A 24,902-nucleotide genomic window follows, 5' to 3' on the forward strand; every position below is an offset into this window, starting at 1 on the left:
GGATCGGCCCGGCCCGCTCAGTGGCGGGTGAGCAGCCGGCTGCCGGTGAGCATCAGGGCGGCGGCGGCCAGCATGGCCGCCCCGGCGGTGAGCCACATCGCGGGGTAGCCGGCGTGGGCGGCGACCGTCCCGAGGCCCAGCGGGCCGAGGCACCCGCCCGCGTACACCCCGGTCTGGGTGATCGAGGTGGCGGCGGCCGGGGCCTGCGGGTGCAGCCGGACCACCGCGAACGTCATCAGCCCCGGCCACGCCCAGCCCAGGCCGAAGCCGAGCACCACGCCGAGGACCAGCGGTGCCGGGCCGGCGACGGCGAGCAGGCCCAGCCCGGCCGCGCCGACCACGAGCATGCCGGCGATGACGGCCACGTGCCCGGTGGGGCGGCGGTCCGCCAGCCAGCCCGCACAGACCCGCGCGGTGACGCAGACCGCGCTGCCGAGGGTCAGGGTCAGCCCGGCCAGTCCGGGGGTGAGCCCCCGGTCGACGGCGGAGTCCACCACGAAGGTGCCCAGCGCGTTCGCGGCCGCCGCGGCGAGCATCGCGGCGGCCCCGACCACCAGCAGGGCCGCCGTGGCGCGGCCGGCGCGGGCGGGTGCGGCCGTCCGGCCCGGGCGGGGCTCCCGCGCGGGTACGGCGGGCAGCGCCGCCAGGGCCGCCCCGGCGGCCACCACGAACGCCCACCGCCAGCCGGCGGTCAGCGCGACCGTCGGCACCGCCGCGCCGGCCAGCAGGGTGGAGACGGGGATGGCGGCCTGCTTCACCCCGAATGACAGCCCCTGCCGCCGCGCCGGCACGTGCCGGGCCAGCGCGGCGTTGCTGGCGAGCTGGCCGAGGGCGTTGGCGGCGGCGCTGAGCGCCAGCAACCCCACCAGCACGGCGTACGACCGGGCGAGGGCGGCGACGGCGAGCATCGCCCCGGCGGAGAGCAGGATGGCGCAGCGGGCCACCACGGCCGGCCCGTACCGGTCGACGAGCCTCCCGGAGGGCACCGACGCCAGCGCGCCGACCCCGAAGTAGACGGAGACGGCCAGGCCCAGCCCGGCGGGGGAGAAGCCGAGGTCGTCGCCCAGCTGCACGGCGAGCCCGCCGACCAGGAAGACCGGCAGCACGGAGGCGATGGTGACGGCGACGGCACCGGCGGCGGCCCGGGCGGGGCGGGGCGGCGCGGCGTCCGGGGCGGGGTGGAGCGCGGGGCGGGTCATGGTGCGGCAAACCTACGCGAGGTCGCCTCGGGTCACGCATAGTGCCGATGCGGGTACGCGCTGTCCGCCACGATCTGGCATCCTCCACCCGAACAGGCATTTCGCACCGGGCCTGTATTTCATATGGTGTAAGTCCCCGGCGGCGGAGGTGGTTGTGCGCGACCCCTTGGCGGAACCTTCGGATCTCATCCGGAGCGTGTCCCGCGCGCTACGAGTGCTCGAGTCGGTCGGTCGCGCCCCGAAGGGGCTGACCGTCAAGCAGATCGCCCGGCGGTGTGAGCTGACCGTGGCGACGACCTACCACCTGGTCCGCACCCTGGCCTACGAGGGCTACGTGATCCGGCGCGAGGACGGCACGTACATCGTGGGCCTGGAGGTGGCCGACCGTTACCGCGAGCTGGTGACGGCGTTCCGGGGGCCGCCGGCGGTCGGAGAGAGCCTGCGCCGGGCCGCCGTGGACACGGGCTACAGCCACTACCTGGGCCGGTTCGTGGGCGGTCAGGTGGCCGTCACGGCCGTCGCCGAGGGCCCCCGCTCGCCCTACCTGGAGGACCTGGTGCCCGGGTTCGACGAGGGGGCGCACGCGACCGCCCTGGGCAAGGCCCTGCTCGCCACGCTGACCGCCGAGCAGCGCTTCCGCTACCTGCGCGAGTACGGCATGCGCCCGTTCACCTCCGCCACCCTGACCAGCACGGAGGCGTTCGAGGCCGACCTGGCCGCCGGCGACCGGCGCGGCATGCAGCTGGAGCTGGGGCAGTTCCGGCAGGGGGTGGCGTGCGCCGCGGTGCTGGTCAGCCCCGACAAGGACATGGAGCGCCGGGTGGTGCTGGCCTGTGCCCTGCCGGCCAGCGAGATGATGACCTCCGCCCGGGTGGTCCGGGCGAAGCTGCTCACCGCCGCCCGGGCCATCGCCGACGGCCTGGCGTCGGAGAGCTGACCCGGCCGACGGGCACCGCCGCACCGGCCGTGCCCGGCCCGGTTCCGCCGCGTCGGCCATGCCCGGCCCGGCTCCGCCGACCCGACCCGGCCCGGCTCCGCCGCGACGGGCGCGCCGTGCCCGGAAACGGCCGAGGGCCCTCACCCCGGCTGGGAGAGGGCCCTCGGTGGCGGTCCAGCGCCGGACCGCCCGAGGAGGAGTCAGCTGCCGACCGGCCCGCCGTCGAGACGCCAGGTCACCACCACGCCGGGCTTGGCGTAGTCGCCGTCCGGCCAGTTCGAGGCCGGCTTCTCGACCGACGCGCCGCTGATCTCACCCGGGTGCTGTACGGCAACGAAGACCGAGCGGTTGTCCCCTGTGATGAACGGGCCGCAGGCCTCCGCGCCCACCGGTACGGTCAGGAACTGCTTCAGGTGGCCCCGCTCCGGTCCCTCGACGGCGGTCGCGAAGAGGCCGTCGTTGCTGCCCAGCGCGTTGCCGTCGGTGGAGATCCAGAGGTTCCCGGTGGCGTCGAACGCCACGTTGTCCGGGCAGGAGATCGGGGAGACCGCCGCCTTGTCGTACCCGCCGAAGTACGTCGACGGGTCGGCCGGGTCGCCGCAGACGATCGGCAGCGACCAGGCGAACGTCTCGGCGGAGTTGTCGCCACGGTCCTCGACCAGCTCCAGCACCTGACCGTGCTTGTTCAGGTTGCGCGGGTTGGCCTCGTCGGCGGCCGGCTTGCCGGCCTTGCCCCGGTCGGTGTTGTTGGTCAGCGCCACGTACACCTTGCCGGTGAGCAGGCTCGGCTCGACGTCCTCCGGGCGGTCCATCTTGGTCGCCCCGACCTTGTCGCCGGCGAGCCGGGTGAAGGTCAGCACGTCGGCGGCGGTCATCCCGTCGACGTACGAGCGGTTGCCGCTGACCAGCTTGATCCAGCGGCCCCGGCCGTTGAACGCGCCGTCGGCGGGGAGCTTGCCGGAACCGTCGATCTCGCCGGCGCTGGTCTGCTCCAGCTGGGCGACGTAGAGGGTGCCCGACTCCAGCAGGGTCAGGTTGTGCCTGCGGGCGACCCAGGAGTTGCCCTTCATGAACTTCTTGTCGGAGACGAACTTGTAGAGGTAGTCGAACCGCTCGTCGTCGCCCATGTACGCGACCACGTGCCCGCTGGCGGCGACGATGACGTTCGCGCCCTCGTGCTTGAACCGGCCCAGCGCGGTGTGCTTGCGCGGGCGGCTCTCCGGGTCGAACGGGTCGATCTCCACGATCCAGCCGTGCCGGTTGGCCTCGTTCGGGTGCTTGGCCAGGTCGAACCGCTCGTCGGCGCGCTCCCACTTGCGGCTGCCGCTCGGGTAGCGGGCGGTGGTGGTGATGCCGTAGCGGGCCAGCTTCGGCTTGTCCGCCTCCGGCGCGCCGTCGCCGCCGACGAAGTACTGGTTGAAGTTCTCCTCGCCGGAGAGCACCGTGCCCCACGGGGTCACCCCGCCGGCGCAGTTGTTGAGGGTGCCGACGACCGTGCGGCCCTTCGGGTCGGCGGCGGTCCTCAGGGCGGCCGAACCGGCGGCCGGCCCGGTCAGCTCGAACTTCGTGGCCAGCGCCGTGATCCGCCGGTTGTACGGCCGGCGGCCCTTGGCGACCGGCAGCCACTGCCCGGTGCCCTCGACCCGCTCCAGCTCCACCACGGACATGCCGTGCGCGGCCATCGCGACCCGGAGCTGCTCCACGGTCAGCGCGTCCTGGCTCTTGAAGCCGGGGAACATCAGGTCCTCGTTGGTGTACTCGTGGTTGACCACGAGCAGCGCCCGCTGCCCGCGCCCGTCCAGCGGCAGCACCCCGACGAAGTCGTTGTTGTAGCCGAACTGCTTGGCCTGCGCGGCGGCGGTCTGGCCGTGCAGGTCGAACTCGGGCGCGCCCGGGACGACCGGGTCGCCCCAGCGGATGACGACGGCGTGGTCGTACCCGTTGGGGACGACGAAGGTGTCCAGGGTGTTCGGCGGGACCGGCTTGAAGGTCAGCGCGCCGCTGCCGACGCCGCCGGAGGGGCGGCCGAAGCCGGCGCCCTCGGGCACCACGGGGGCAGCCGCGGCGGGGGCGGCCGTGGCGGGGGCGGCGCCGGCCAGCGCGCCGGCCGCCGCGCCGCCGAAGCCGAGGACCAGCGCGCCGACCGCGCCGGCCCGGACCACGCCGCGCCGGGAGACCTCCGCGCCCACCACGTCGCCGAAGTACGCGTTGTCGGAGGTGTTCGGCACCGGGTGGTCGCAGGCGTTGCCGCACCGGTACAGACAGGTCATGGCGTCGCGGCTGCCGTGGCGGGTGGCGCCCAGCAACGGGAGCAGCCGGGGACGGTCGCTCATGGAAGGAGCCTCCTGGAGGGGGGTCGGTGCACGCCGGACAGCCGCTGGCGTGCGTACCCGCCGGACGGTAGGAGGACCCGGTGAGCGGGCGTCGGCGGCGGCGTGAACCGGGCGTGAACACCTCCGCCGGGACTGCCACGATGACCTGCGGCTGAACCGATCCGGGTGACGGCGCGTATTCCCGTGCGAACGCCACTGTCGGAGTCGCGCCGAGAGCGAGGAGACCGCCATCAGCGACCACGACGCCCAACTGCTCCGCGCGCTGCACGACGAGCACGCGGAGGCGCTCTACGCGCACGCCCTGCGCCTCGTCAACGGTGACCGGCAGCGGGCCGAGGACCTGGTGCAGGAGACGCTGCTGCGGGCCTGGCGGCACCCGGAGTCGCTCGACCCGGAGCGCGGCTCGGTCCGGGCGTGGCTCTTCACCACCGCCCGCAACCTGGCCATCGACGCCTGGCGGCGCCGCTCCACCCGGGTCGGCGAGGTCTTCACCGACGAGCTGCCCGAACCCCCGGAGACGGTGGACGAGGCGGAACGCGCGGTGGAGGCGTGGACCGTCGCCGAGGCGCTGAACCGGCTCAGCCCCACCCACCGGGAGGTGCTGGTGGAGTGCTTCTACCAGGGGCGGTCGGTGGCCGAGGCGGCCTCCCGGCTGGGCGTGCCGCCGGGCACCGTGAAGTCCCGGACGCACTACGCCCTGCGCTCACTACGGTTGGTCCTTGCCGAGATGGGGGTGACCGCATGACCCGGTGCGACTTCGCGCACGACGACGGCGCGTACGTGCTGGGTGCGTTGGCCCCCGCCGAACGGGCGGCCTACGAGCGGCACCTCGCCGGCTGTGCCGCGTGCCGCGAGGCGGTCGCCGAGATCGCCGTTCTGCCCGGCCTGCTGGGCCGGCTCGATCCGGCCGGGCTGGAGCAGTTCCTGCCGTCGCCGGAGAACCCCCGGGTGTCCGAGCTGCTCACCGCCGCAGGCGACCGCCGGCGCCGCGAGCGGTCGGCCGCCCGCCGCCGGTACGCCCTCACCGCCCTCGCCGCCGCCGCGCTGGCCCTGGTCGTCGGCGTCGGCACCGCCGTGGTGCTGCCCCGCGAGGCGGCCACCCCGCCGCCCAGCGACGTGCGGATGGTCACCATGCAGCCGGTGGCCGGCACCGTGCCGGTGCACGCCGAGATCGCCCTGACCAGCACCGGCTGGGGCACCGAGGTGCGGATGCGCTGCGGGTACGTCGCCAGGACGGGCTACGCCAAGGCGTACACCTTCCGGCTGGTGGCGCACGGCCCGGACGGCGCGACGGAGCAGGTCGGCTCCTGGCTCGCCGCCCCCGGCGACGACCTGCGGATCACCGGCGCGACCCGCTTCACCGACGCCGAACTGGTCCGGCTGGAGCTGCTCCGCGCCGACGGCACCCCCGTCCTCGCCTACGACGTCCGCTGACCCGCCCCGCGCCCCGCCCCCGCGCCGTCGATCTTGCACTTTGTGCCCAATAGATGCGAGGCATGTCCCTTGTGCCGGGGCAGGAAGTACAAGATCGCGAGGGGTGAGGGGCGGGGGTGGGGTCAGCGGGTCGTGGCGGGGGTGGGGGCGGTGTGGCGGGCGGCGACGGTGGCGGCGCGGGTGCGGCGGGAGTGGCGGAGGGCGTCGACGGTGAAGACGATCAGCGCGGCCCAGACCAGGGCGAAGCCGGCCAGCCGGGCCGGCGGCATCGGCTCGTGGAAGATCAGCACGCCGCAGCCGAGCTGGAGGATCGGGGCGAGGTACTGGAGCATGCCGAGGCCGGTGAGCGGGAGCCGGTTCGCCGCCCCGGCGAAGAGCAGCAGCGGGATCGCGGTCGCCGCGCCGGCCGCCACCAGCAGCACGGTGTGCCCGACCGAGACGTGCCCGAAGGTGGCGTCGCCGCCGGCGGTGAGCCAGCCCAGGTACGCCAGCGCGGGCAGCGCCAGCACCGCCGACTCGACGAAGAGCCCTTCCGCGGCGGGCAGCCCGAGTCGCTTCTTGACCAGGCCGTAGCCGGCGAAGCTGAGCGCCAGGACCAGCGCCAGGTAGGGCGGCCGGCCGTAGTCGACGGTCAGCACCGCCACGGCCAGCCCGCCGATGCTGAGCGCCAGCCACTGCGCGGGACGCAGCCGCTCGCGCAGCACGGTGACGCCCAGCAGCACCACCACCAGCGGGTTGATGAAGTAGCCGAGGGCGGTCTCCACCACCCGGTCCGAGTTGACGCCGTAGATGTAGGTGCCCCAGTTGACCGCGATCAGCGCGGCGGCCGCGGCGACGCCGGCCAGCGCGCGGGGTCGGCGCAGCAGCGTCCGCAGGAAGCCGACGTTGCGCATCGCGGCCAGCAGCAGGGCGACGAACGCCACCGACCAGACGATCCGGTGGGCCAGGATCTCCATCGGCCCGGCCGGGCGCAGCAGCTTCATGTAGAGCGGGAAGAAGCCCCAGAGCAGGTACGCGCCGAAACCGTAGAGGTAGCCGAGGCGAAGTGGCGTCACGCCTCCACCGTAAGGGGCGGCTGGCCGCCTGGTTCCTTGCCGGTGGCCGGTCCCATCGGCTGGTCCCGCTGGTCGAGCTGCATCCAGCGGTGCGGATCGGCCACCGGGGCGAAGCCCACCTTCGCGTACACCTCGTGGGCGTCGAAGGTGGCCAGCAGGATCCGGCGTACGCCCAGGCCGGCGAGGTGGTCGCGGACCGCGCCGGCCAACCAGGTGCCCAGCCCCCGGCCGCGCTCGCCCGGGTCGACGTAGACGTCGCAGAGCCAGGCGAAGGTGGCCCCGTCGGTGACCGCGCGGGCGACGGCGACCTGCCGCCCGTCGCCGGGGCGGTAGACGCCGAACGCCACCGACCCGGCGAACGCGCGCGCCACCGTCTCCCGGTCCCGCCCGATCGCCCAGTACGCGTCGGTGGAGAGCCAGTGGTGCACGCGGTCCAGGTCGATCCGGTCCGGGTCGGTGCTCAGCAGGTAGCCGTCGTGGCGGGTCAGGGTGGTCACCCTGGTGACACTAGCCCGGCGACTCGGCCCGCTGAGCGGCCAGTTCCCGGCATCTGGCCGGCCGCCCCGCGGCGGTGCGGCTCAGTCCCGATCGAGGACGGCGCCGAGGATCCAGGTGACGATCCCGACGAAGAGCGCGCCGAGCACTGCCTCCGGCCAGAAGCTGTCGACGTGGAAGGGCAGCCCGGCCTGGTCGGCGATCCAGCTCGTGAGCAGGAACAGCAGCCCGTTGACCACCAACGCGATCAGCCCGAGGGTCAGCAGGTAGAAGCCGCAACCGACGGTCTTGATGACCGGCTGGAGCACCGCGTTGACCACGCCGAAGATCGCCGCGACGAGGACGAGCGTGGTGACCGCGTCGGTGGCGGACTCCGATTCCAGCGTGATGCCCGGGATGAGCAGCGTGGCCAGCCAGAAGGCCAGTGCCGTGCTGGCCAGCCGGATCAGCAGCCCCTTGAGGAATCCCATGGCGGGGATCGTGCCACGGACGCGCCACGCGCGGAACCCACGAGATCGCCGGACCGCCTCGGGAAGCCGGATCCGCGGCCGGCCGCCGGGCGAGCGGCGCGCCGGGTCAGCGGCGAGCGGCGCGCCGGTCAGCGGCGGGAGGGGCGGCCGATGAGCTGTGACTCGATCGGGGTGGGCGAGAGCAGCGCCCAGCGCAGCGCGCGCCGGTTGACCACCGCGACCATGTCGTCCCGGATCCGGGTCAGCCACTCCGCCGACCCGCCGAGGCCCAACGCGGCGCCGGCCAGGGCCGCCTCGGCCGGGTTGAGCGGTTGCAGCACGGCCAGGTCGGCCCGGCCCAGCGCGTCGGCGTCGGCCGGGGTCAGCTCGTCGCGGACCAGCAGCGTGGCCCGCCACGCGGGGCCCGGTTCCGGGTCGGCCGGCGTGGGGCCGGCGTCGACGACCACCAGCAGCGGGCACAGCGGCGAGCCCGGTCCGCCGCCCACCGGCCGGCCCGGCGGAACCAGTGGGATCATCGCGCCCGGCGTGCCGACGCCCCGCACGAACGGCTCCCAGCTGCGGGGGCGCGCCGTCTGCACCACCACCCGGGCGCCGAGCGCCATGGCCCGCAGCGCGACGAGCTGCGCCGCGCGTACCCCGCCGACGAGCATCACCCGGGTGCTCTCCGGCCGGAACAGTCGGACGGTCACCGCGCCGCCGTGCCGGTTCGTGCCGACCATCAGCCCCGCCTCGCCGACGGTCAGCTCCAACGCGTCGGGCGCCGGCCCCGGCCCCGGCGCCCCCGCCACCGCGAGCGGCAGCGTGGCGGCCAGCCCGTCGAGCTGCGCGCCGTCGAGCCGGTGCACCTCGCCGCCCGCCTCGGCCACCAGCCGGCGCAGCGCCTGGGCCGCGACCGAGAGCTCCGCCGGGGTGGCGGCGGCCAGCCGTACGGCCACCTCGGTCGGCGCCGACGCGGGGTCGGCGCCGGCCCACGGCCCGGCGCAGAGCGACACCGTGGTCGCCGTCGCGGGCAGCGCGAGCAGCCGGGGCACCAGCCGCCGGCCGGCGTCGGTGCGCGCGTCGGGCCAGCGGCGCAGCCGGAACGTGGTCTGGAGCAGGTCACCCGCCCGCACCGTCTGCCAGGACTCCCGCGCCGGATGGTCGTCGTGGTGGGCCGACTCCGCCAGCACGCGCAGCGTCGCGTGCTCGCCGAGCGGGCGGGCGGTGACCGTCCCGAGCCGGCGCACGATCCGGCGTACGGCGCCGGAGAGCGCCCGCCGCAGCTCCTCGCCGGTCCAGCCCTCGGCGCGGAGCACCCGCACGGCGAGGACGGCCTGTTCCAGGCCGGCGAGCCGCCCGTCGGTGAGCTGCCGGTAGGACGTGGCGACCGTGCCGCCGCCCGCCCCGACCGTCGGCGCCGGCGCGCCCGTCAGCAGGAGCTGGAGCCGGACCGGCGGCCCGTCCGGCGCGGCCGCCGACAGCAGGGACGCCGGGAGCGGCAGCGCGCGGGGACCGTCGCCGAGCAGGTCGGCCGGGTCGCCGACCTCCACCAGGGCCACCATGCCGGCGGCGTCGTCGAGCACGGCCGCCGGCGTGCCGGCCAGCTCGGCGGGGCGGACCACCGCGCCCGGGTCGACCAGGTCCAGCAGGGCCGCCGGGCCCGCGGCCGGCGGCAGGGCGCGGCGGCGGGTCGCATAGCCCAGGCCGGTGGCGAGCCACTCGAAGAGCCAGCGCCCTCGCAGCCGCACCCACGCCAGGGGCAGCAGCGTCGCGGCCAGCGCCACGGCGGCCAGCGCCGCGAGCACGCCCCGGCCGGCGGCCGCGACCAGGGCGGCCACCGCGATCTGCGCGGCGACGACCTGACCGGCCCGGACGCCGACGGTCCGCCGCCGGGCGGCCGGAATCCACTGTGGCGGCAGGACGGCGCGGGGCCCCGACGCCCCCGGTGCGGGACGGGCCGGTGCGGGTGGGGCGGGGGCGGGGACGGCGGCGGCCGGCTGCGCGGCCGGCCGGACCGGGCCCGTGCTGGTGGTCACCGTCACCGTGCCTCCTCGACCGGTCACTCGCCGCGACATCGACGCCGCCCATCGTAAGGGCCTGCTCCGGGGAGCGGGAGCGCGGTTGTCCACAGGGGATGGCGACGGGGTAGCAGAACCGCGACGTGACGGCTACCGTCAGCGACGAGTTCCGCTGACCCCGCGCCCGCCGCGCTCGACGCCCGGGCGGCGCGAGCGGGGCGCCCGAGTGAGCGGGCGCGCCGACGGCCAGCCACGACCGATGAGACGAGGTGACGTCCCGGGTGTCCCAGACCCAGGCAGAAGCAGCGGTGATGCAGCAGACCGCCGCGAAGTTCGAGCAGGTGGACCAGTCCCTGCAATCCATGCTGAGCAGCCTGATGGCCCAGCTGGAGGTGTTGCAGCAGGCCTGGCGCGGCGCCGGCGGGCGCTCGTTCGAGCAGGTCAAGCAGCAGTGGGCACAGGACCAGGCGACGCTGCAGCGGGCGCTGCGGGAGACCGCCGGCGCCATCCGCACGGCCGGTCAGCAGTACGACGTCTCGGACAGCGAGGCCGCCAGCCGCGTGTCCACCACCAACCGCGGCGGCATCCAGCTGCCGCTCTGACCCGGTCTTCGGGGGAGGAGACATCCGATGGACCACGGTGTGCTGGTCGTCAACTTCGCCGCGTTGCAGCAGGCCAGCGCGGACATCCAACGGGCGCTGAACACGCTCGACTCGCAGCTCGGGCAGCTCGAACGCGACGCCGCCCCGCTCGTGGCGAGCTGGTCCGGCGAGGCCCGACAGGCGTACGAGCAGCGGCAGGGCCGCTGGCGCTCCGCATCGCAGGACCTGCAGGCCATGCTGCGTGACATCAAGCTCGCGGTCGACGACTCCGCGGCCGACTATCTCGACACGGAGAAGAAGAACGTCGGCCTGTTCCAGTGAGCCACGCCCGGTGGTGGCGCCGACCCTGACCCGGTCGGCGCCACCACCGTCGTTCCCGCTCGTGGCTGGGCGACCGGGGGGAGAGCCCGCGCGCGGCACCGTCGGCTTGCCCGGCGTCGGCGGGAGCTGGGCCCCGCGGCAGCCCGCCGTCAGGCCGGACCGGCGGGCTGCCAGCGGCGGCGGGCGCCGCGCGGCACGACCAGCGCCAGCAGCCCCGCCACCGCGACCGCCGCTCCGCTGACCCCGGCCACCAGCAGCGCCCGGTCCCGGGCCGTCGCCCGGCGGGCCTGCTGCGCCACCAGCGCCGGATCGTCCCGGTCGTCGGCGAGCGCGGTGGCCGGGCGCGGTCGCTCCGGTGCCCCACTGCCGGTCTCGGTGACCGCCCGGTACGGGTTCAGCACCCCCGCGCCGTACCCGCCGCCCTCGCCGCCACCCGGCGCCGGATCGGCGCTCGCCATGATCCGCTGCGCCACCTGCGCCGCGCTCAGCTCCGGCCGGTACTGCCGCAGCAACGCGGCCGTGGCCGCCACGAAGGGTGCCGCGTAGCTGGTCCCCTCGGCCCGGTGGTGCCCCTGGCCGGGGGCGGCCATCAGCACGTCGCTGCCCGGGGCGACCAGGTCGACGTATTCGCCGGTCTGGGAGAACGGGGAGCGGGCCCCGTCCGCCCCGATCGCACCCACCCCGAGCACCCCGTCGTACGCGGCCGGGTAGGGCCGGGGGTCGCCGCTGTCGTGCAGGTTTCCGGCGGCGGCCACCACGACCACGTCCCGCTCGACCGCGTAGCCGACCGCGGCCCGCACCGCGGGGTTGTCCGCGTACAGCACGACGGAGAGGTTGAGCACGTCGGCGTCGTGGTCGACCGCCCAGCGGATGGCCCGGGCGAAGTCCTCGGCGCTGACCGTGCGCCCCGACTCCCGCCCCTCGACGACCTGCTGCTCGCTGACCCGTACCGGCAGGATCCGGGCGCCCGGGGCGAGCCCGTGGAACGCCACCCCGTCGCGGGGGGCGGCGGCGATGATGCTCGCCACGCCGGTGCCGTGACCGGCGCAGTCCCGGCCGCCGTCGCCGCCCGGGTCGAGCAGGTCGGTGCCGTCGAGGACCCGCCCGGCCAGCTGCGGGTGGCGGCGGTCCACCCCGGAGTCGACGACCGCCACCGTCACCCCGGCCCCGGTGGCCAACGGCGCGAGCCGCTCCGGGGCGTACCGCTGGTGGGGCCAGGGCGGCGCGGACACCGGCCGGACCGGGGCGAGCGGGGACGGGCAGCCGGGGGCCGCCCGCGCGGTGAGCGCGGCGGGCCCGGAACGGCCGACGGTGACCGGTTCCGTGGCGGCCCGGGCCGGCCGGGCGGCAGCGGCCGGGGCGGCGGCCAGCAGCGCCGTCGTCAGGGCTGCCAGGAGCGGGCGCGCGGGGGACCGGGACATCGACCGCCTCCGTATCGTGTCGACTCCGGGACGGGATGTTAGCGCCTCCGGCGCGACGGTGCGGACCGCCGCCGGCCAGCCATTGTGATCTTGTTTCTACCTTGTAGGTTGTACGCGATGCCTATGGCCTGTTCGCGGGAGGAGGGGTGGCCGTGACCGACTGGGAGCCGGCCACCGACGCCGAAGCGGCGATGCGCGACGCGTTGCGCGCCAACGACCAGCAGCTCTACTTCCGCGTCCTGGCCCAGACCGAGCTGCTGCTGCCGGTCTCGGCCGAGGCGCTCGCCGGGAAGGCGCCGCTGGGCTGGGGCACCTGGACGACCGGCGGTCGTACCCACGTGCTGGCGTTCACCTCCGCCGCGGCCATGCGGGCCTGCCTCGGGGAGAACGCGGGCTCCGGTCGCCGCACCTCGTACGCCGACCTGGCTGCCGGCTGGCCCAACCACGAGTGGTGGCTGGCGGTGAACCCCGGCCTGCCCGTCGAGGGCTACCTGCCGGCCTGGTTCGTCTCCCAGCTCTCCCGCGGCGACGTCCGGCTGCCCGGCCGCACCCTGGGTGCGCGGGCCCGCCTGGAACGGGCGGAGACGGTCGCCCGGGTGCGGGCCCAGGCCACCGGTCGCGACCCGGCCGACGGGCCGGAGCCCCGGCCGACCACCGGCAGCACGGGGCGGGCCGCCCTGGCGGGTACCGCCCCGGCCAACGGCGCCCCGGCCGCCCGGCCCGAGCCCCCGGCGGCGTCGACGGCCGGCCGGGTGCCGGCGCCCGCCCGCCCCGGGCCGCCGGAGCCGCCCCGCGCCGCCGTCCCGCCCGCGTACCCGTCGAACCGGCCGGGCCCGCAGCAGGGTGACCCGGCGGCCGGCGACGCCGTGGTGGCTGCCGACCGGCCGGCGCCGTCCCGGTTCGTGCCGCTCGGCGACCGCGCGGAGGGCCGGCCGGTCCCGCCCCCCGCGCCGTCCTCGCCGACGAACGGTCGTCCCGCCGGCGAGACCCCGGAGCGGCCCAACCACCGGTCCTTCTTCGAGCCGGCGTCCGGCCGCGCGTCCGCCCAGCGGCAGGAGGCGCTGCGCTCCGGCGAGCGGGCCGTCCCGCCGTCCCGCCTCGCGCGCGGCGGCCAGCCGTTCCCCCGGCGTCGGCCGCTCGCCGAGCCGGTGCCCGAGGGCCCGACCCACCCGATCCCGATCGCCCCGGCCGACGGGGAGCCGACCCGGGCCTTCGCCGTGCCGGGCGGGGAGAGCACCCAGGTGCTGCCGCCGCGCCGGGCGGACCCGTCCGCCGAGGACGTCACCCGCGACCTTCGCGTTTCCGCCCCCGACCCCACACCGGCGTACGCCGCCCGCCGGCCGGACCCCGACGGTGACGTGACGCAGGCCCTGCCGCGCCCCCGGCCCACGCCGGAGCCCGGCGCGGAGCAGGAGCCGGCCTCGGCCGCCGAGCCGGTCTCCGGGCCGCCCGCGCCCCGGCGCGGGTTCACGCCGATCGTCATCGAGGGCACGGTCATCGAGTCGCGGGACCTCACGAGGCCGCCCGACGATGCCCCTGCGGAACCCGTGTCGCTGTTCGAGCCGGTGCGGCGGCCCGACCGGCCCGCCCCGACCGCCCCCGCCGCCACGGCACCGGCCGGCCCGACCGCCACGGCAGCCGGTGCGGTCGGCCCCGCCGACCCCGTTGCCACCGGACCCGGCGCGGTCGACGCACCCGCTTCGGTGGAGACAGCCGCACCGGTGGAGACCGCGCCCGGTCTGTTCGACACCCCGTCCCGGCCGCCCGCCGCCGCGCCGGGCCCGCTCGACACCGCGCCCGCGCCGCCCGACACCGCGCCCGGGCCGCCCGACACCGTGCCCGCGCCGCCCGACACCGCGCCCGGGCCGGCGGCGGCCCGCGTCGAGCCCGTGCCGGTCGACTTCCAGCCGGCCAACGAGGTCGAGGAGAACCTGCTCGACGCCGCCGGGAGCGGCAGCACCGACACGTTCCTGTCCACGCTGCTGCTGGCCCGCGTGCTGCTGCCGGTGGCCGCCGACTCCGCGCCGGGCAGCCGGCCCGGCGAGCCCGGCTTCGTCTGGCGTACGGAGGAGCTGGACGGCGACACGTTCGTGGTGGTGCACACCTCGCCGGAGCGGCTCGCGGAGTGCGCCGACGCGGCGGCCGAGACCATCGAGGTCAAGTTCGTCCAGCTGATCCGGCGGTGGCCGGACGCCTCCTGGTCGTTCGCGGTCAACCCGGGCAGCCCGGTCGGGGCGAAGCTGCCCGGCGAGCAGATCCTCGCGCTGGCCAACTGGGCGGCGGAGGTGGGGCTCGGCGACGACGCCGGGACCGAGGGCGAGGCGGCGGCCCCCGTCGAGGAGCCGGTCAACCGCCCCCGCTACGCGGCACCCGACCCGGCCCGGCCGATCGTGATGCAGAAGGCGGTCGCCCCCAGCCAGCTCGCGTACTACCTGGAGCGGGGCTACGACCGGGTCTCCGGTTTCGTGCACCGGGCCAACGAGCTGGCCCACCTGAACACCCCGGCGCAGCTGCACGACGCGCTCGGCCTCGGTCACCCCGACTCGCCGTTCGCGCGGGACGCCGAGGAGATCTACGTGCTGCGCTGGCCGGCGCACCGACCCAGCCTCTACCGGATCCCGTACGGCGGGCAGAGCGAGGCCGCCATGCGGGCCATGGAGGGCTGGGTCATCGAGCGCCCGCCGTTCCGGGGCAACGGCTTCGCCCCGGGCGAGGGCAGCGACGTGGTGGCGGAGTTCAAGGTGGACAGCGCCCGGCTGCCGCACGGCGCGCAGCTCTGGCGGATCGGCGCGGACGGCACGGAGCGGGTGGTCGCCATCCTCGACACCGACGCGTTGCTGTGGCGACAGGTCGGTGCGCAGTGATCCGGGACGGCTACGTGGCCCGCTGGCGCGGCCGGGAGTACCAGGCGAGCCCGGACGGCGACGACGTCCGGCTCTACCAGCCCGAGTCGGGTGAGGGCTTCGAGGAGGTACGCCCCGGCCGGTACGTGCGGGTGGTCCCGGCCACCGAGGTCGACGACCTGGCGTACGTGCGGACGACCTGCACCTGGCAGGGGCAGCCGTTCATCGTCCTCGGCGAGCACGACGGCTGGCTGCGGGTGGAGTACACCGGCGGGCGCTGGCCCGTCGCGCGGGCGATGGGGCTGGAGGTCTTCGACTTCGGCGTCTACCAGGGCTGGGCGCCCGCCGCCGAGGTCGCCGACCTGCGCGAGCAGCGGGTCTGAGGCCCGCGCGGGCAGCGGGTCGGAGCCGCGCGCGGCAGCGGGTCGGAGTCAGGACTTCGCCCAGCGCAGGATCTCGCCGAGCACCACCTCGCGGGCCTCCATGTGCGGGAAGTGCCCCACGCCGTCCAGGAGCCGCCACTCGTAGGGCGCCACCACGTACCGGCCGGAGCCCTGGGCGGTGCGCGGCAGGGACGCCTGGTCGAGCGCGCCGTGGAGTTGGAGCGTCGGGGTGATCAGCGGCTTCTGCATCAGCCGGACGAAGCGGTAGCCGTGCAGGCGGAGCACCGAGCGGAACGCCCAGCGGTAGCCCTCCAGCGCGCAGAACGCCGCCTGCGGGATCCGCATCGCCTCCCGGCACCGCCGGGCGTACGCCTCGAAGTCCGGCCCGTGGACCCAGCGCGGCCCGCCCCAGCGGCGCAGCATCTCCTCCACCGCCGCCGCGTCGTCCCGGGTGAGCACGTGTTCGTAGCGGGGCAGCTGGAACTTCAGGGTGGGCGTGGAGGCGGCGAACTGCCCGCGCGGGTCGGCGAAGATGGCGGCCCGGAGCCGGAGCGGGTGCGGGGCGCCGAGCACCACCAGCCGGCGGACCAGCGACGGGTGGAACGACGCCACGGTCCACCCGATCATGCCGCCGATGCCGGTGCCCACCACGGTCGCGGAGCGCTCGCCGAGGGCCCGGATCAGCCCGGCGATGTCGGCGGCCAGCGTGTAGCCGTCGTACCCCCGGGGCGGCTTGTCGCTGGCGCCGTAGCCGCGCAGGTCGACAGCGACGGCGCGGAACCCGGCGTCGGCGACCGCCGGCAGCATCTCGTGCCAGGCCCACCAGTGCTCGGGGAAGCCGTGCAGGAAGAGCACCATCGGGCCGGTGCCCGACTCGACGACGTGGAACCGGCTGCCGTTCGCGCCGACGAACCGGTGCGTCCACGGCCCCTCGCTGAGGACGCAGGACTCGTCGACGGGTCCGCCACGCTGCTCGGTCATGGCAGACAGCCTAGGACCCCGGTGCCGGCCGGCTCCGCCGCCGACCCCGGCCGACGTGGCCGGGATCGCTCGCCGGCCACGTCGGGGGACGGTGCAGCTCGTCGCCCTCGTCGAGGCGGATGGGGCGGTCGTCGGCCGGCGTCCGTGGAAACGGGCGATGCCCGGGCAGGTGGCCTGCCCGGGCATCGCGTGGTGCGGGTGGTGCGTGATCAGGCGATCAGGAGATGCGGATCTTGGTGTAGAGGCCGTCCTTCTCCAGGACCTTGATCTTGGTGCCGGTGGCCGGGAGCTTGACGCCGTGGTTCGGCAGCTCCGGGTACCAGTACTGCTGGGTGTCGTCGAACAGCGGCTGCGCGGCCTGGCCACGGATGTACTGCGGCTGGCTGTTGAGGTGCAGCGTGAACGAGTCGGCCTTCTTCAGGCTGAACGGCGCGTCGTAGACCTGGACGCGGGCCCGCCAGGGCTGCCCGGTCAGGTTGTAGATCGGCCGCGGGTGCGCGTCGATGATCAGGTTGCGACCCTCACCCGGGTGCTCGAACGTGTCGTTGTCCGCCCAGCGGGTGTTCCAGTAGGAGATCAGCAGACCCTCCTGGTACGCGTAGTGGTCCACGTAGTCCGGGCGGGTGTTCGCGTAGCCGAAGAAGTACGGGCCGGTCTTCAGGTACTTGTCGTACGAGATGTACTGCCGGGTGCCCGCGATGTAGTAGTTGTCGAACTCCCGGGTGTAGGTCTCCTCGGCGACCTCGAAGCCACCGGCGAGCGTCCAGCCGGCGGCGCCGGACTCGGCACCGTCGGAGAGGACGGTCTGGCCGTCGGCGGTCACGGTGACGGCGTCACCGTAGAAGCCACCCTCGGAGACACCGCCGTCGGTCTGGTAGCGCAGCCGGAACTGCGCGACCTTGCCCGCCGCCGCGTCCATGGGGATGTTGATGTCGACCCACTCGCCGTTGCTGCTGCCGTCCAGGGCCGGACGTCCGGGCGAGATCTCCGGGAGGGGCTGGCCGTTGACCGTGCCCGGCAGCGCCGTCCAGGTCTGGCCGCCGTCGAGCGACGCCTCGAAGAACAGGTAGTCGTACCCGGCCTCGATGTCGTAGCGGCCCTTCATCGACAGCGACGCCGACGACTTCCCGGTGAGGTCCAGCGTCCGGGTCATCGTGCTGTTGAGGTCGTCCTCGTTGCCCGAGAAGAACTGCTTGGTGCCCTCGAACGGCTTGCCGTTGTCGAAGCTGTACTCCCGCTTCGGGAGCACCACCACGACGCCCTGGGCCTCGTCGGTGTTGTATTCCTGCGGGCCGAGCTTCAGGGTGCGCTGCTGCCCCGCGACGACCACCTCGTAGTCGAGCCAGCCGAGCTGGAGCTTGTTCCACGCGCCCAGGTCGCCGCCGCGGTCGCCGATGCCGGCGTCGTTCTTGGCGCCGAGCCGGCTCTGGGCCATCAGGGTCCAGTGCTCGTTGTTGTTGTCCCCACCGTTGACGACGTTGTAGTCGTCCGGCAGACCGAGGTCGTGGCCGTACTCGTGGTAGAAGACGCTCCGGCCGCCGTTCTCGGGCTGGATCGTGTAGTCACCGATCCAGACGCCGGTGTTGCCGATCTGGGTGCCGCCGGCCGGGAAGTTGACGGGGCCGGTCGAACCCTGGTCGGACGCGAAGGCGTACCAGCGGTGGCTCCAGATGGCGTCCTCGCCCTGGTACGGGTCGCCGTCGGCTTGGTCGCCGCCGGAGTGGACGATCTGGAAGTGGTCGATGTAGCCGTCCGACTCGTTGAAGTTGCCGTCCGAGTCGTGGTCGTACCGGTCCCACTGGTCCATCGCCTTGACGTCCGCGGCGATCTGGGCGTCGGTGCGGCCGGCGGCCTTCTGGTCGGCGACCCACTGGTTGGCGGCGTCCTGGACCAGCACCCACGTGTTGGTGCAGACGTTGTCGGCGCACGGGTAGCCGTCCGACCGGCCGTAACGGGCCTCGTTGTACCTGACCTTCACCCAGTCGGTGACCGTGCCCTCGACGCTGTAGCGGCCCGAGGACTGCGCCTCGTAGTACTGCTTCAGCGACTCGTCACCCGGGTTGGTGCCGAAGTAGAGCTTGCGGTAGTAGTCGGCGTTGTAGTCCGCCTGCCACACGGTGGAGTTGTCCACCGCCCGGTTGGGGGCGGGGATCTCGTTGCGGAGCGGCCCGTCGAACCGGGTCGGCCCTGCGATGGCCGGGTCGGTGTCCTGGTCCGGGTAGCTCGGGTGCCGCTCGTTGCCGAACTCGGCGAGGATGACGAAGATCCGGTCGGTCTGCTCGCGGGCGAGCTCGACGTACTGGTCCTCCATCTGGCTGGCGGCGCCGGCCCGGGTCGAGCGGGCGGTGGCCCCCTCGGCCTGGGTCTTGCCGACCTTGACGACCGTGCTGCCGTTGATCTTCTGCGCCTTGGCCCGGCCGGAGAGGACGTCGCTCAGGCCCTCCTGGCGCAGGGCGCGACGCTTGTCCTCGAGCGGGTTCGGCAGGTCGTGGTCGGCATGAGCTGGCTCGGCGACCGACGGAGCGGCCGTCGGCAACTTCGGCTGCGGCGCGGCGCTGGCGGATGTGCCGACCGCCAGTCCCGTCGCCGTCAGCGAAAGCCCGAGCAGACCCACTGCGACTTTGCGCACGTGGTACCTCCGGTGTGAGGGAACCGGCCCAACGGGGGTAAGGGCCGGTGGAGATCGATCCCACTAGTGGGACCAATGGTGAACATAGACACTCCTGTGACCCCTGGGAAGATGCGCTCGTCTATTTGTTGCAAAGTTTTGTTGGGAATGCTTTTCACCGTCACATCCCGGCCGTTCATCAACCGTCATGAGCAGGGGCATAGGGTCCCGATGGGACGGAAGAGATCGTTCTCGATCGGACCGGGTCACGTACGCGAAAAGTGGGGCCGGTGGCGTCACCGCCACCGGCCCCACGGGTAACCCGATTGTCAGTTGCTGACCTTCACGACCATGTCGTCGGTCGGGTTGGTGCCCTGCTGCAGGATCTCGATCCGGGTGCCGGAACCGGCCAGCTTCACCGAGTTCCACGGGTTGCCGGACGTCCAGTACTTGTTCGCCCCGCTGTCGAAGAACACCGGGTTCGGGTCGAGCGCCGGGAGCGTGACCGGGACACCGTTGAGGTGGAAGGTCTGCGCCGGCTTGGCGTACAGGCTGAACGTGGCGTCGAAGCCGTTGCGGCGGTTGGTGATGGTGCCCTGACCACCGACGTTGATCTTGTTCGGCCGGACGTCCACCGGGAGGTTCAGGCCGTAGCCCGGGTGCTCCGAGGTGTTGTTGTCGCCGTACGCGTAGTTCACGTACCAGACCAGCATGCCGGGCTGGACCGAGAACCGCTCCACCCAGTTCGGGCGGGTGTTGTTGAACCCGTAGTTGTACCCGCCGGTCCGCAGGGTGTCGTCGTAGCCGAAGTAGGACCGGTTCTCCGCGATGTAGAAGCGGGGGTACGTGTCGGTCACCGAGCCGCCCATCCGGGTGAAGCCCCTGGCGGTCCACTCGGCGGCCAGCGTCTCGGCGTCGTCAGTCCAGGCGACGGCGCCGCCCTTGACCAGCGACACGTTGTCCAGGAACGCGCCGGCGAGGTGCACGCCGCCGTCGGTCTGGTAGCGGTAGCGGAACTGCACGGTCTGCCCGGCGTACGCGGACAGGTCGTAGGTCAGGTCCACCCAGGCGCCGCTGGTCGAGCCGTCGACCCCGGTCTCACCGGCGTCGATCAACGAGTTGGCCAGCGGGGTCCAGGTGGCGCCACCGTTGGTCGACACCTCGGCGTAGAGGTAGTCGTAGTCCTCTTCGATGTCGTACCAGGCCTTCGCGGTGATCGACGCGGACGTCGCACCGGTCAGGTCGAGCTGGCGGGTCAGCGTGGTGTTCAGGTCGTCCGCGCTGCCGCCCCACCACTCGTACGACCCGCCGAACGGCGTGTTGTAGCTGGTGGTCTGGGTCTGCGCCGGCAGGTTGACGACGACGGCCTGGGCCTTCGGCCCGTCGCTGTCGCCGGCCGGGCCGAGCGTGACCCGGGTGGTGCCGCTGTTCTCCTCGACCACCGAGTAGTTCAGCCAGCCCAGGAACAGCTTCGACCACGGGTCCATGTAGCCCGGGGTCGACCCGATGTCGTCCGTGCCGTGGCTCAGCCACGAACCGGAGGACATCAGGCTCCAGAAGCCCACGCCGTTGTCGCCGCCGGCGGTGTCGTAGAGGTCCGGCAGACCGAGGTCGTGGCCGTACTCGTGGGCGAACACGCCCAGACCGCCGTTCTCCGGCTCCGTGGTGTAGTCCCGGATCCACATGCCGGTGTCGCCGATCTGGACACCACCGGCCTTGTTCTCGCCCGGACCGGCGCTGCCGGCCAGGTTCGGGAACGCCGCCCAGCGGTGCGACCAGATGGCGTCCTCGCCCTGGGCGCCGCCGCCGGCCTCCTCGCCCTCGCCCGCGTGCACCGCCTGGAAGTGGTCGATGTAGCCGTCGGGCTCGTTGAAGTCGCCGTCGCCGTCGAAGTCGTACCGGTCCCAGATGTCGAACTGGGCCAGGTACTGCTTGATCTGCTCCGGCGTCTTGCCGGCCGCGACCTGGGACTCGTACCAGGCCGTCGCGGTGTCCTTGACGAAGTTCCAGTACCCGTCGGCCTCGGAGATGGCGTTGCTGCCGTACCGGGCCTCGTTGTACGGAACCTTGACCCAGTCGCTGACGTCGCCGTTGACGGTGTAGCGCCCGCCGGACTGCTTCAGGTAGAAGTCCCGCATCGACTCACCCGGACCGAACATCATGTCCTGGTAGTGCGCGCGGTTGAAGTCCGGCCGCCACAGCGTGCTGTTGTCGTCGGTCGAGCTGCCGTCCCAGTTGCGGTCCGGCTCGGCGATCTGGTTGCGCACCGGGCCGGCAGCTCCACCGGTCCGGGGGTCGGTCTGGTCGCCGAACTCGACCAGCATCGTGAAGATCGGGTCGGTCTTCGGGGCCTGCTGGTACTCCACGAACAGGTCGTCCTTGACCTGGATGACCTTCGAGCCGTTGCGCGTGGAAAGCTTGGCCTTGCCGGAGAGCAGGTCGGCGATGGCCTTCTTCCGGAGCTCCCGCTGCTGATCCGCCTTCGGATCGGGGAGGTTGTCCCTGCGGTGCTTCGCCTTGTCGGAACCGGGGGCCGGGTCCGCGGCCGGTGCGCCGGAGGCCGGCGCCGACACGACTCCCGCCGCCAGCAGCGCGGCCGTGGCCGAGGCCAGACCGGCTGTGACTCGTCTCCTCAAAGGTCCTCCTCCTTTGTGGATCTGTTACATGACGGGCGCGGCCGAGGCCGCGGCTGTCATGTGATGCGCCACTCACCCTGGCAGAGGGGACGCGCGCTTGTCACGGGTCAAATACCTGGTGGGATCGCGTCCGGCGACCTGCATATGCGCATAAATGCCGACCAAAGGGCGCGTTGAACCGACGTCGGTTCACGTTACGTTTTGGCCACGATCACTTTGCGTGACCGGAGTTATGAAGTCCCCTTCGGGGAGCGCCCGGGGGTCGGAAATCGTCACAGGAGCAGTCGGCGCGGATCGCGGACGACACGACGAGCGGGGCCCGCCCGGAGCAGTGTGCTCCGGACGGGCCCCGCCGTGTGTCCCGTCGGCCGACCCTCGGGTCAGTTCGTCGCCGGGGTGACGTACACCGTGGCGTACGAGTTGTCCTTCGCGGTGTGCTTGATGGTGATGGTGACGCCGTAGGCCACGCCCTGGTCACCGGGGTTGCCGGTACCCAGCACGATGGCGCCGCCGCCCAGCGTGACCCCGTAGTAGGCCGGCGCCGGCGTACCGTCCGGGTTGGTGACCCGGGTCGTGTACGGCGCGTTGCCCTTCGACGGGATGACGACCGAGGCGTCGCTGTCCCGGGCGTACGCCGAGCCGTCGCGGATCTCGATGCCCGGGTACCAGCCCTTGGCGTCCGTGAAGGCCGGCACCGCCGGCTGCGCGGGGAAGTTCGTGCAGTACTCGCTGTACGGCTCGTCCTCCGCCTCCAGGCACTCCCGGAAGGGGTACGTGGGGTTGAGCGAGAAGGCCGCGTTGGCGGACTGCGGCCGGCTGGGCAGGTTGTCCAGCACCGACGGGTCCTTGACGGCCGCCTCGCCGGTGCGGCGGAACGGGTCGAAGTGCGAGTCGACGATCAGCAGACCACCCTTGGCGCCGTAGCTCGGCAGCGAGGTCAGCTGTCCGGTGACGTGGTTGACGTCGCCGAGCGCGGTGTCCCGGTACCAGACCAGCATGCCCGGGGCGTTGTAGGAGACCTTGTCGACCTTCCACGCCTCGTGCGAGTACACCGTGTCGTAGGTGTACTTCAGGCCGTTGTCGAAGCCGTCGAAGTTGCGCCACTCCGCCAGGTAGTAGTGCGCCTGGGTCGAGGTGCCGCTGTCGATGCGCCAGCCCGGGCCGGTGGTGTCGACGAAGGTGCCGCCGGTCGCGGTCCAGCCGTTGGTGCCGCTCTCGACGTCGTCGCTCCAGGTGGTGGCGCCGCCGCCGGTCACCGAGAAGTCGTCGGCGAACCAGCCGCGCTCCACGAACGCCTCGTCGGTGGCGTAGCGGAGCCGGACCTGCACGGTCTGCCCGGCGAACGCCGACAGGTCGACGTAGTCGTGCCGCCAGCCGTTGGTGCTGCCGGTGAGGCCGTACTTCTTGTTGCCGAAGTCCACCATCCGGCCGTTCGGGTCGGCGTAGCCGTCGTTGGTGGTGACGAGCTTGCCGGTCGAGTCGTAGACCTTCTGCTCGGTCCAGGTGGCGCCGCCGTCGGTCGAGACCTCGAGGAAGCCGTAGTCCCAGTCGGCCTCGATGACGAAGTTGTTCCACATCCAGAACTTCGCGTCGGCCGCCGCCGGCACGGCCACCTGGCGGGCGATCTTGACGTCCGCCCAGTCCTGGTCGGCGCCGGTGTACCACATCTTCTCGCCGCTGTGCGGCGTGGCCAGGGTGATCACCTTGTTCGGCAGGTTGATCTTGATGCCGTCCTTGGTGCCGACCGGGGTCCGCGAGGTCTGACCCAGCTGCACGGAGCGCGGGTCGGCGCCGGGCGCGAGGGTCAGCGGGTCGGCCCAGCCGAGCACCCACTTGTCCCACAGGCCCATGTGCGTCGGCAGCGCCTGGAAGATCTCACCCGAGTGCGAGCCCGAGGCCATCAGGTCCCAGAAGTCGACGTCCGAGTCGGCGTTGCCCGAGGTGTCGTAGAGGTCCGGCAGGCCCAGGTCGTGGCCGAACTCGTGGGCGAAGACGCCGACGCCGGCGTCCTCCGGCTGCACGATGTAGTTCGACACCTGGAGGTTGGTGCCGGGGATGGTGTAGCCGCCGGCGATCGACGACGAGTGCGCCCAGACGGCGTAGATGCCCTCGGCGCCGCCGCCGCGGGACTTGCCCTGGCCGGCGTGCACCAGCACGAGGTGGTCGATCACGCCGTCCGGCTCGAAGACGTTGCCGTCACCGTCGCGGTCGCCCTGGTCCTCGATGTCGTAGTCGGCCCACGGGAAGTTCGGGTCCATCTGCGCGAGGGTGGCGATCGCGTCGGTGGCCAGCCGGCCCGCGCCCTGCGGGTTGTCCGGGTGGCCGTTCATCGCCTGCTCGCGGCCGGCGACCCAGTTGCCGTTCTCGTCCTGGAAGCAGCGGGAGGCCGCGTACCAGCCCTCGGAGTGCGGCACCTTGATCCACGGGCTGGCCTGCCCGTCGACCGTGTACGCGCCCTTGGACATCTCCAGGTACATGTTGTGCATGGTCCGGCCGGCCAGGCTGATGCCCGGCTTGCCGTCCGGCCCGGTCAGGTCCGGGCGGACCCGCTCGGTGATGCCCTCCTTGGTGTAGAGCATCTTGTCGTAGTGCGCGGGCGAGAAGTCCGGCACCCACATCGAGTTGTTGTCCTCGCGCGACAGGGACGCCGGGTTGGGGATGTTGTTGTGCAGGGGTCCGTTCTGGACGGTGCCGGGGACACAGCTCCGGTCCTCGAAGACCGTCTTGGGGACCATGACGTCGGTGAAGTCGTCGTTGGCCTGGTCGTTGAACTCGACCAGCAGGGTGAGCAGCTTCGCCGTCTGGGTGCCGTTGGCCTGCTTGATCTGCCGCGGGCTCTTGCCCGTCTTGATCGCCTCGGCCTCGGTCCTGGCGAGTTCCCGTGCCGTGACCGGGTTGCCGCGGGCGAACTTGCGGTCGTAGGCCCGCGCCGCCTCGACCGCCGGGGCGTAGACACCACCCTTGCCCTTGACCTCGCGGCCGGCGCTGTCCGGCTGGACGGCCGGCTCGGCGTAGTTGATGTAGTACTCGTCCGCCCCGATGACGGCTCGGGCGGGGCCGGACTGTGCCGCCGCCGAGCTGCCAGTCACGGTCAGTGACGTGGCCGCCAGGGCGATGGCGGGCAGCGCGACGAGTAGGCGTCGACGCGACCCGGGTTGCGGATTTCTGTTCATGCCGCTCCATTTCT

The 24,902-nt window shown here is 73.6% G+C and carries 18 protein-coding genes; 7 read left to right on the top strand and 11 right to left on the bottom strand.

Annotation, left to right across the window (positions count from 1 at the left end; genetic code table 11):
• Window positions 1-17 precede the first annotated feature (17 nt).
• A complete protein-coding gene (locus ACZ6O2_RS06785) occupies window positions 18-1,199 on the bottom strand; it encodes an MFS transporter (RefSeq protein WP_350701856.1) in 1,182 nt (393 codons plus the stop codon).
• 154 nt (window positions 1,200-1,353) lie between these two features.
• Here ACZ6O2_RS06785 and ACZ6O2_RS06790 point away from each other — a divergent pair, with 154 nt between their 5' ends.
• Complete coding sequence (locus ACZ6O2_RS06790) at window positions 1,354-2,136, top strand: IclR family transcriptional regulator (RefSeq protein WP_350701854.1); 783 nt, start codon at window positions 1,354-1,356, stop codon at window positions 2,134-2,136.
• A gap of 200 nt (window positions 2,137-2,336) precedes the next feature.
• Here the strand turns inward: ACZ6O2_RS06790 and ACZ6O2_RS06795 are convergent, their stop codons facing one another.
• Window positions 2,337-4,469 carry a PhoX family protein gene (locus ACZ6O2_RS06795; RefSeq protein ID WP_466022242.1) on the bottom strand — a complete coding sequence of 711 codons (2,133 nt, stop codon included), beginning with the start codon at window positions 4,467-4,469 and terminating at the stop codon, window positions 2,337-2,339.
• Between the two features lie 250 nt (window positions 4,470-4,719).
• On the opposite strand from ACZ6O2_RS06795, the gene ACZ6O2_RS06800 reads away from it, so the two are divergent.
• Window positions 4,720-5,214, top strand: a complete 495-nt coding sequence (locus ACZ6O2_RS06800; protein ID WP_350702681.1) for a sigma-70 family RNA polymerase sigma factor — start codon at window positions 4,720-4,722, stop codon at window positions 5,212-5,214.
• Window positions 5,211-5,903, top strand: coding sequence for an anti-sigma factor family protein (locus ACZ6O2_RS06805; protein ID WP_466022243.1), 693 nt, complete (start codon window positions 5,211-5,213; stop codon window positions 5,901-5,903). The genes ACZ6O2_RS06800 and ACZ6O2_RS06805 overlap by 4 nt, the downstream gene beginning before the upstream one ends.
• 122 nt (window positions 5,904-6,025) lie before the next feature.
• Here the strand turns inward: ACZ6O2_RS06805 and rarD are convergent, their stop codons facing one another.
• The 4 genes from rarD to eccE form a co-directional block, all read right to left on the bottom strand.
• Window positions 6,026-6,958: an EamA family transporter RarD gene (rarD, locus tag ACZ6O2_RS06810; RefSeq protein WP_466022244.1), complete on the bottom strand. Its 933-nt coding sequence runs from the start codon at window positions 6,956-6,958 to the stop codon at window positions 6,026-6,028.
• The gene (locus tag ACZ6O2_RS06815; protein WP_350701848.1) at window positions 6,955-7,455 is read right to left on the bottom strand and encodes a GNAT family N-acetyltransferase; all 501 of its coding nucleotides are present in this window, start codon (window positions 7,453-7,455) and stop codon (window positions 6,955-6,957) included. Before ACZ6O2_RS06815 ends, rarD begins: the two co-directional genes overlap by 4 nt.
• Window positions 7,456-7,536: 81 nt before the next feature.
• Complete coding sequence (locus tag ACZ6O2_RS06820) at window positions 7,537-7,923, bottom strand: phage holin family protein (protein WP_350701847.1); 387 nt, start codon at window positions 7,921-7,923, stop codon at window positions 7,537-7,539.
• Window positions 7,924-8,051: 128 nt separating this feature from the next.
• A complete protein-coding gene (eccE, locus tag ACZ6O2_RS06825) occupies window positions 8,052-9,977 on the bottom strand; it encodes a type VII secretion protein EccE (RefSeq protein ID WP_466022245.1) in 1,926 nt (641 codons plus the stop codon).
• Window positions 9,978-10,201: 224 nt separating this feature from the next.
• On the opposite strand from eccE, the gene ACZ6O2_RS06830 reads away from it, so the two are divergent.
• The gene (locus ACZ6O2_RS06830; RefSeq protein ID WP_350701843.1) at window positions 10,202-10,522 is read left to right on the top strand and encodes a WXG100 family type VII secretion target; all 321 of its coding nucleotides are present in this window, start codon (window positions 10,202-10,204) and stop codon (window positions 10,520-10,522) included.
• Window positions 10,523-10,549: 27 nt separating this feature from the next.
• The gene (locus tag ACZ6O2_RS06835; RefSeq protein WP_350701842.1) at window positions 10,550-10,843 is read left to right on the top strand and encodes a WXG100 family type VII secretion target; all 294 of its coding nucleotides are present in this window, start codon (window positions 10,550-10,552) and stop codon (window positions 10,841-10,843) included.
• A 149-nt stretch (window positions 10,844-10,992) separates the two neighbouring features.
• Here the strand turns inward: ACZ6O2_RS06835 and mycP are convergent, their stop codons facing one another.
• Entirely contained in the window at window positions 10,993-12,264 is a 1,272-nt protein-coding gene (mycP, locus tag ACZ6O2_RS06840; protein ID WP_466022246.1) for a type VII secretion-associated serine protease mycosin, read from the bottom strand.
• Window positions 12,265-12,416: 152 nt separating this feature from the next.
• On the opposite strand from mycP, the gene ACZ6O2_RS06845 reads away from it, so the two are divergent.
• The gene (locus tag ACZ6O2_RS06845) at window positions 12,417-15,128 is read left to right on the top strand and encodes an SseB family protein (RefSeq protein ID WP_466022247.1); all 2,712 of its coding nucleotides are present in this window, start codon (window positions 12,417-12,419) and stop codon (window positions 15,126-15,128) included.
• On the top strand, window positions 15,125-15,490 hold the full coding sequence (locus tag ACZ6O2_RS06850) for a hypothetical protein (protein ID WP_357452485.1): 366 nt from the start codon (window positions 15,125-15,127) through the stop codon (window positions 15,488-15,490). Before ACZ6O2_RS06845 ends, ACZ6O2_RS06850 begins: the two co-directional genes overlap by 4 nt.
• A gap of 48 nt (window positions 15,491-15,538) precedes the next feature.
• On the opposite strand, the gene ACZ6O2_RS06855 is transcribed toward ACZ6O2_RS06850, so the two are convergent.
• The 4 genes from ACZ6O2_RS06855 to ACZ6O2_RS06870 all read right to left on the bottom strand — a co-directional run bounded on the left by ACZ6O2_RS06855 (window position 15,539) and on the right by ACZ6O2_RS06870 (window position 24,888).
• Complete coding sequence (locus ACZ6O2_RS06855) at window positions 15,539-16,471, bottom strand: alpha/beta fold hydrolase (protein ID WP_350701836.1); 933 nt, start codon at window positions 16,469-16,471, stop codon at window positions 15,539-15,541.
• Between the two features lie 217 nt (window positions 16,472-16,688).
• Window positions 16,689-19,085 (bottom strand): immune inhibitor A domain-containing protein, encoded by a 2,397-nt coding sequence (locus tag ACZ6O2_RS06860; RefSeq protein ID WP_466022377.1) that lies wholly within the window; start codon window positions 19,083-19,085, stop codon window positions 16,689-16,691.
• A gap of 323 nt (window positions 19,086-19,408) precedes the next feature.
• Window positions 19,409-21,715, bottom strand: a complete 2,307-nt coding sequence (locus ACZ6O2_RS06865) for an immune inhibitor A domain-containing protein (RefSeq protein ID WP_466022248.1) — start codon at window positions 21,713-21,715, stop codon at window positions 19,409-19,411.
• Window positions 21,716-22,095: 380 nt separating this feature from the next.
• Window positions 22,096-24,888 (bottom strand): immune inhibitor A domain-containing protein, encoded by a 2,793-nt coding sequence (locus ACZ6O2_RS06870; protein WP_466022249.1) that lies wholly within the window; start codon window positions 24,886-24,888, stop codon window positions 22,096-22,098.
• Window positions 24,889-24,902 lie beyond the last annotated feature (14 nt).

It is taken from the genome of Micromonospora sp. NPDC048040 (assembly GCF_055587185.1).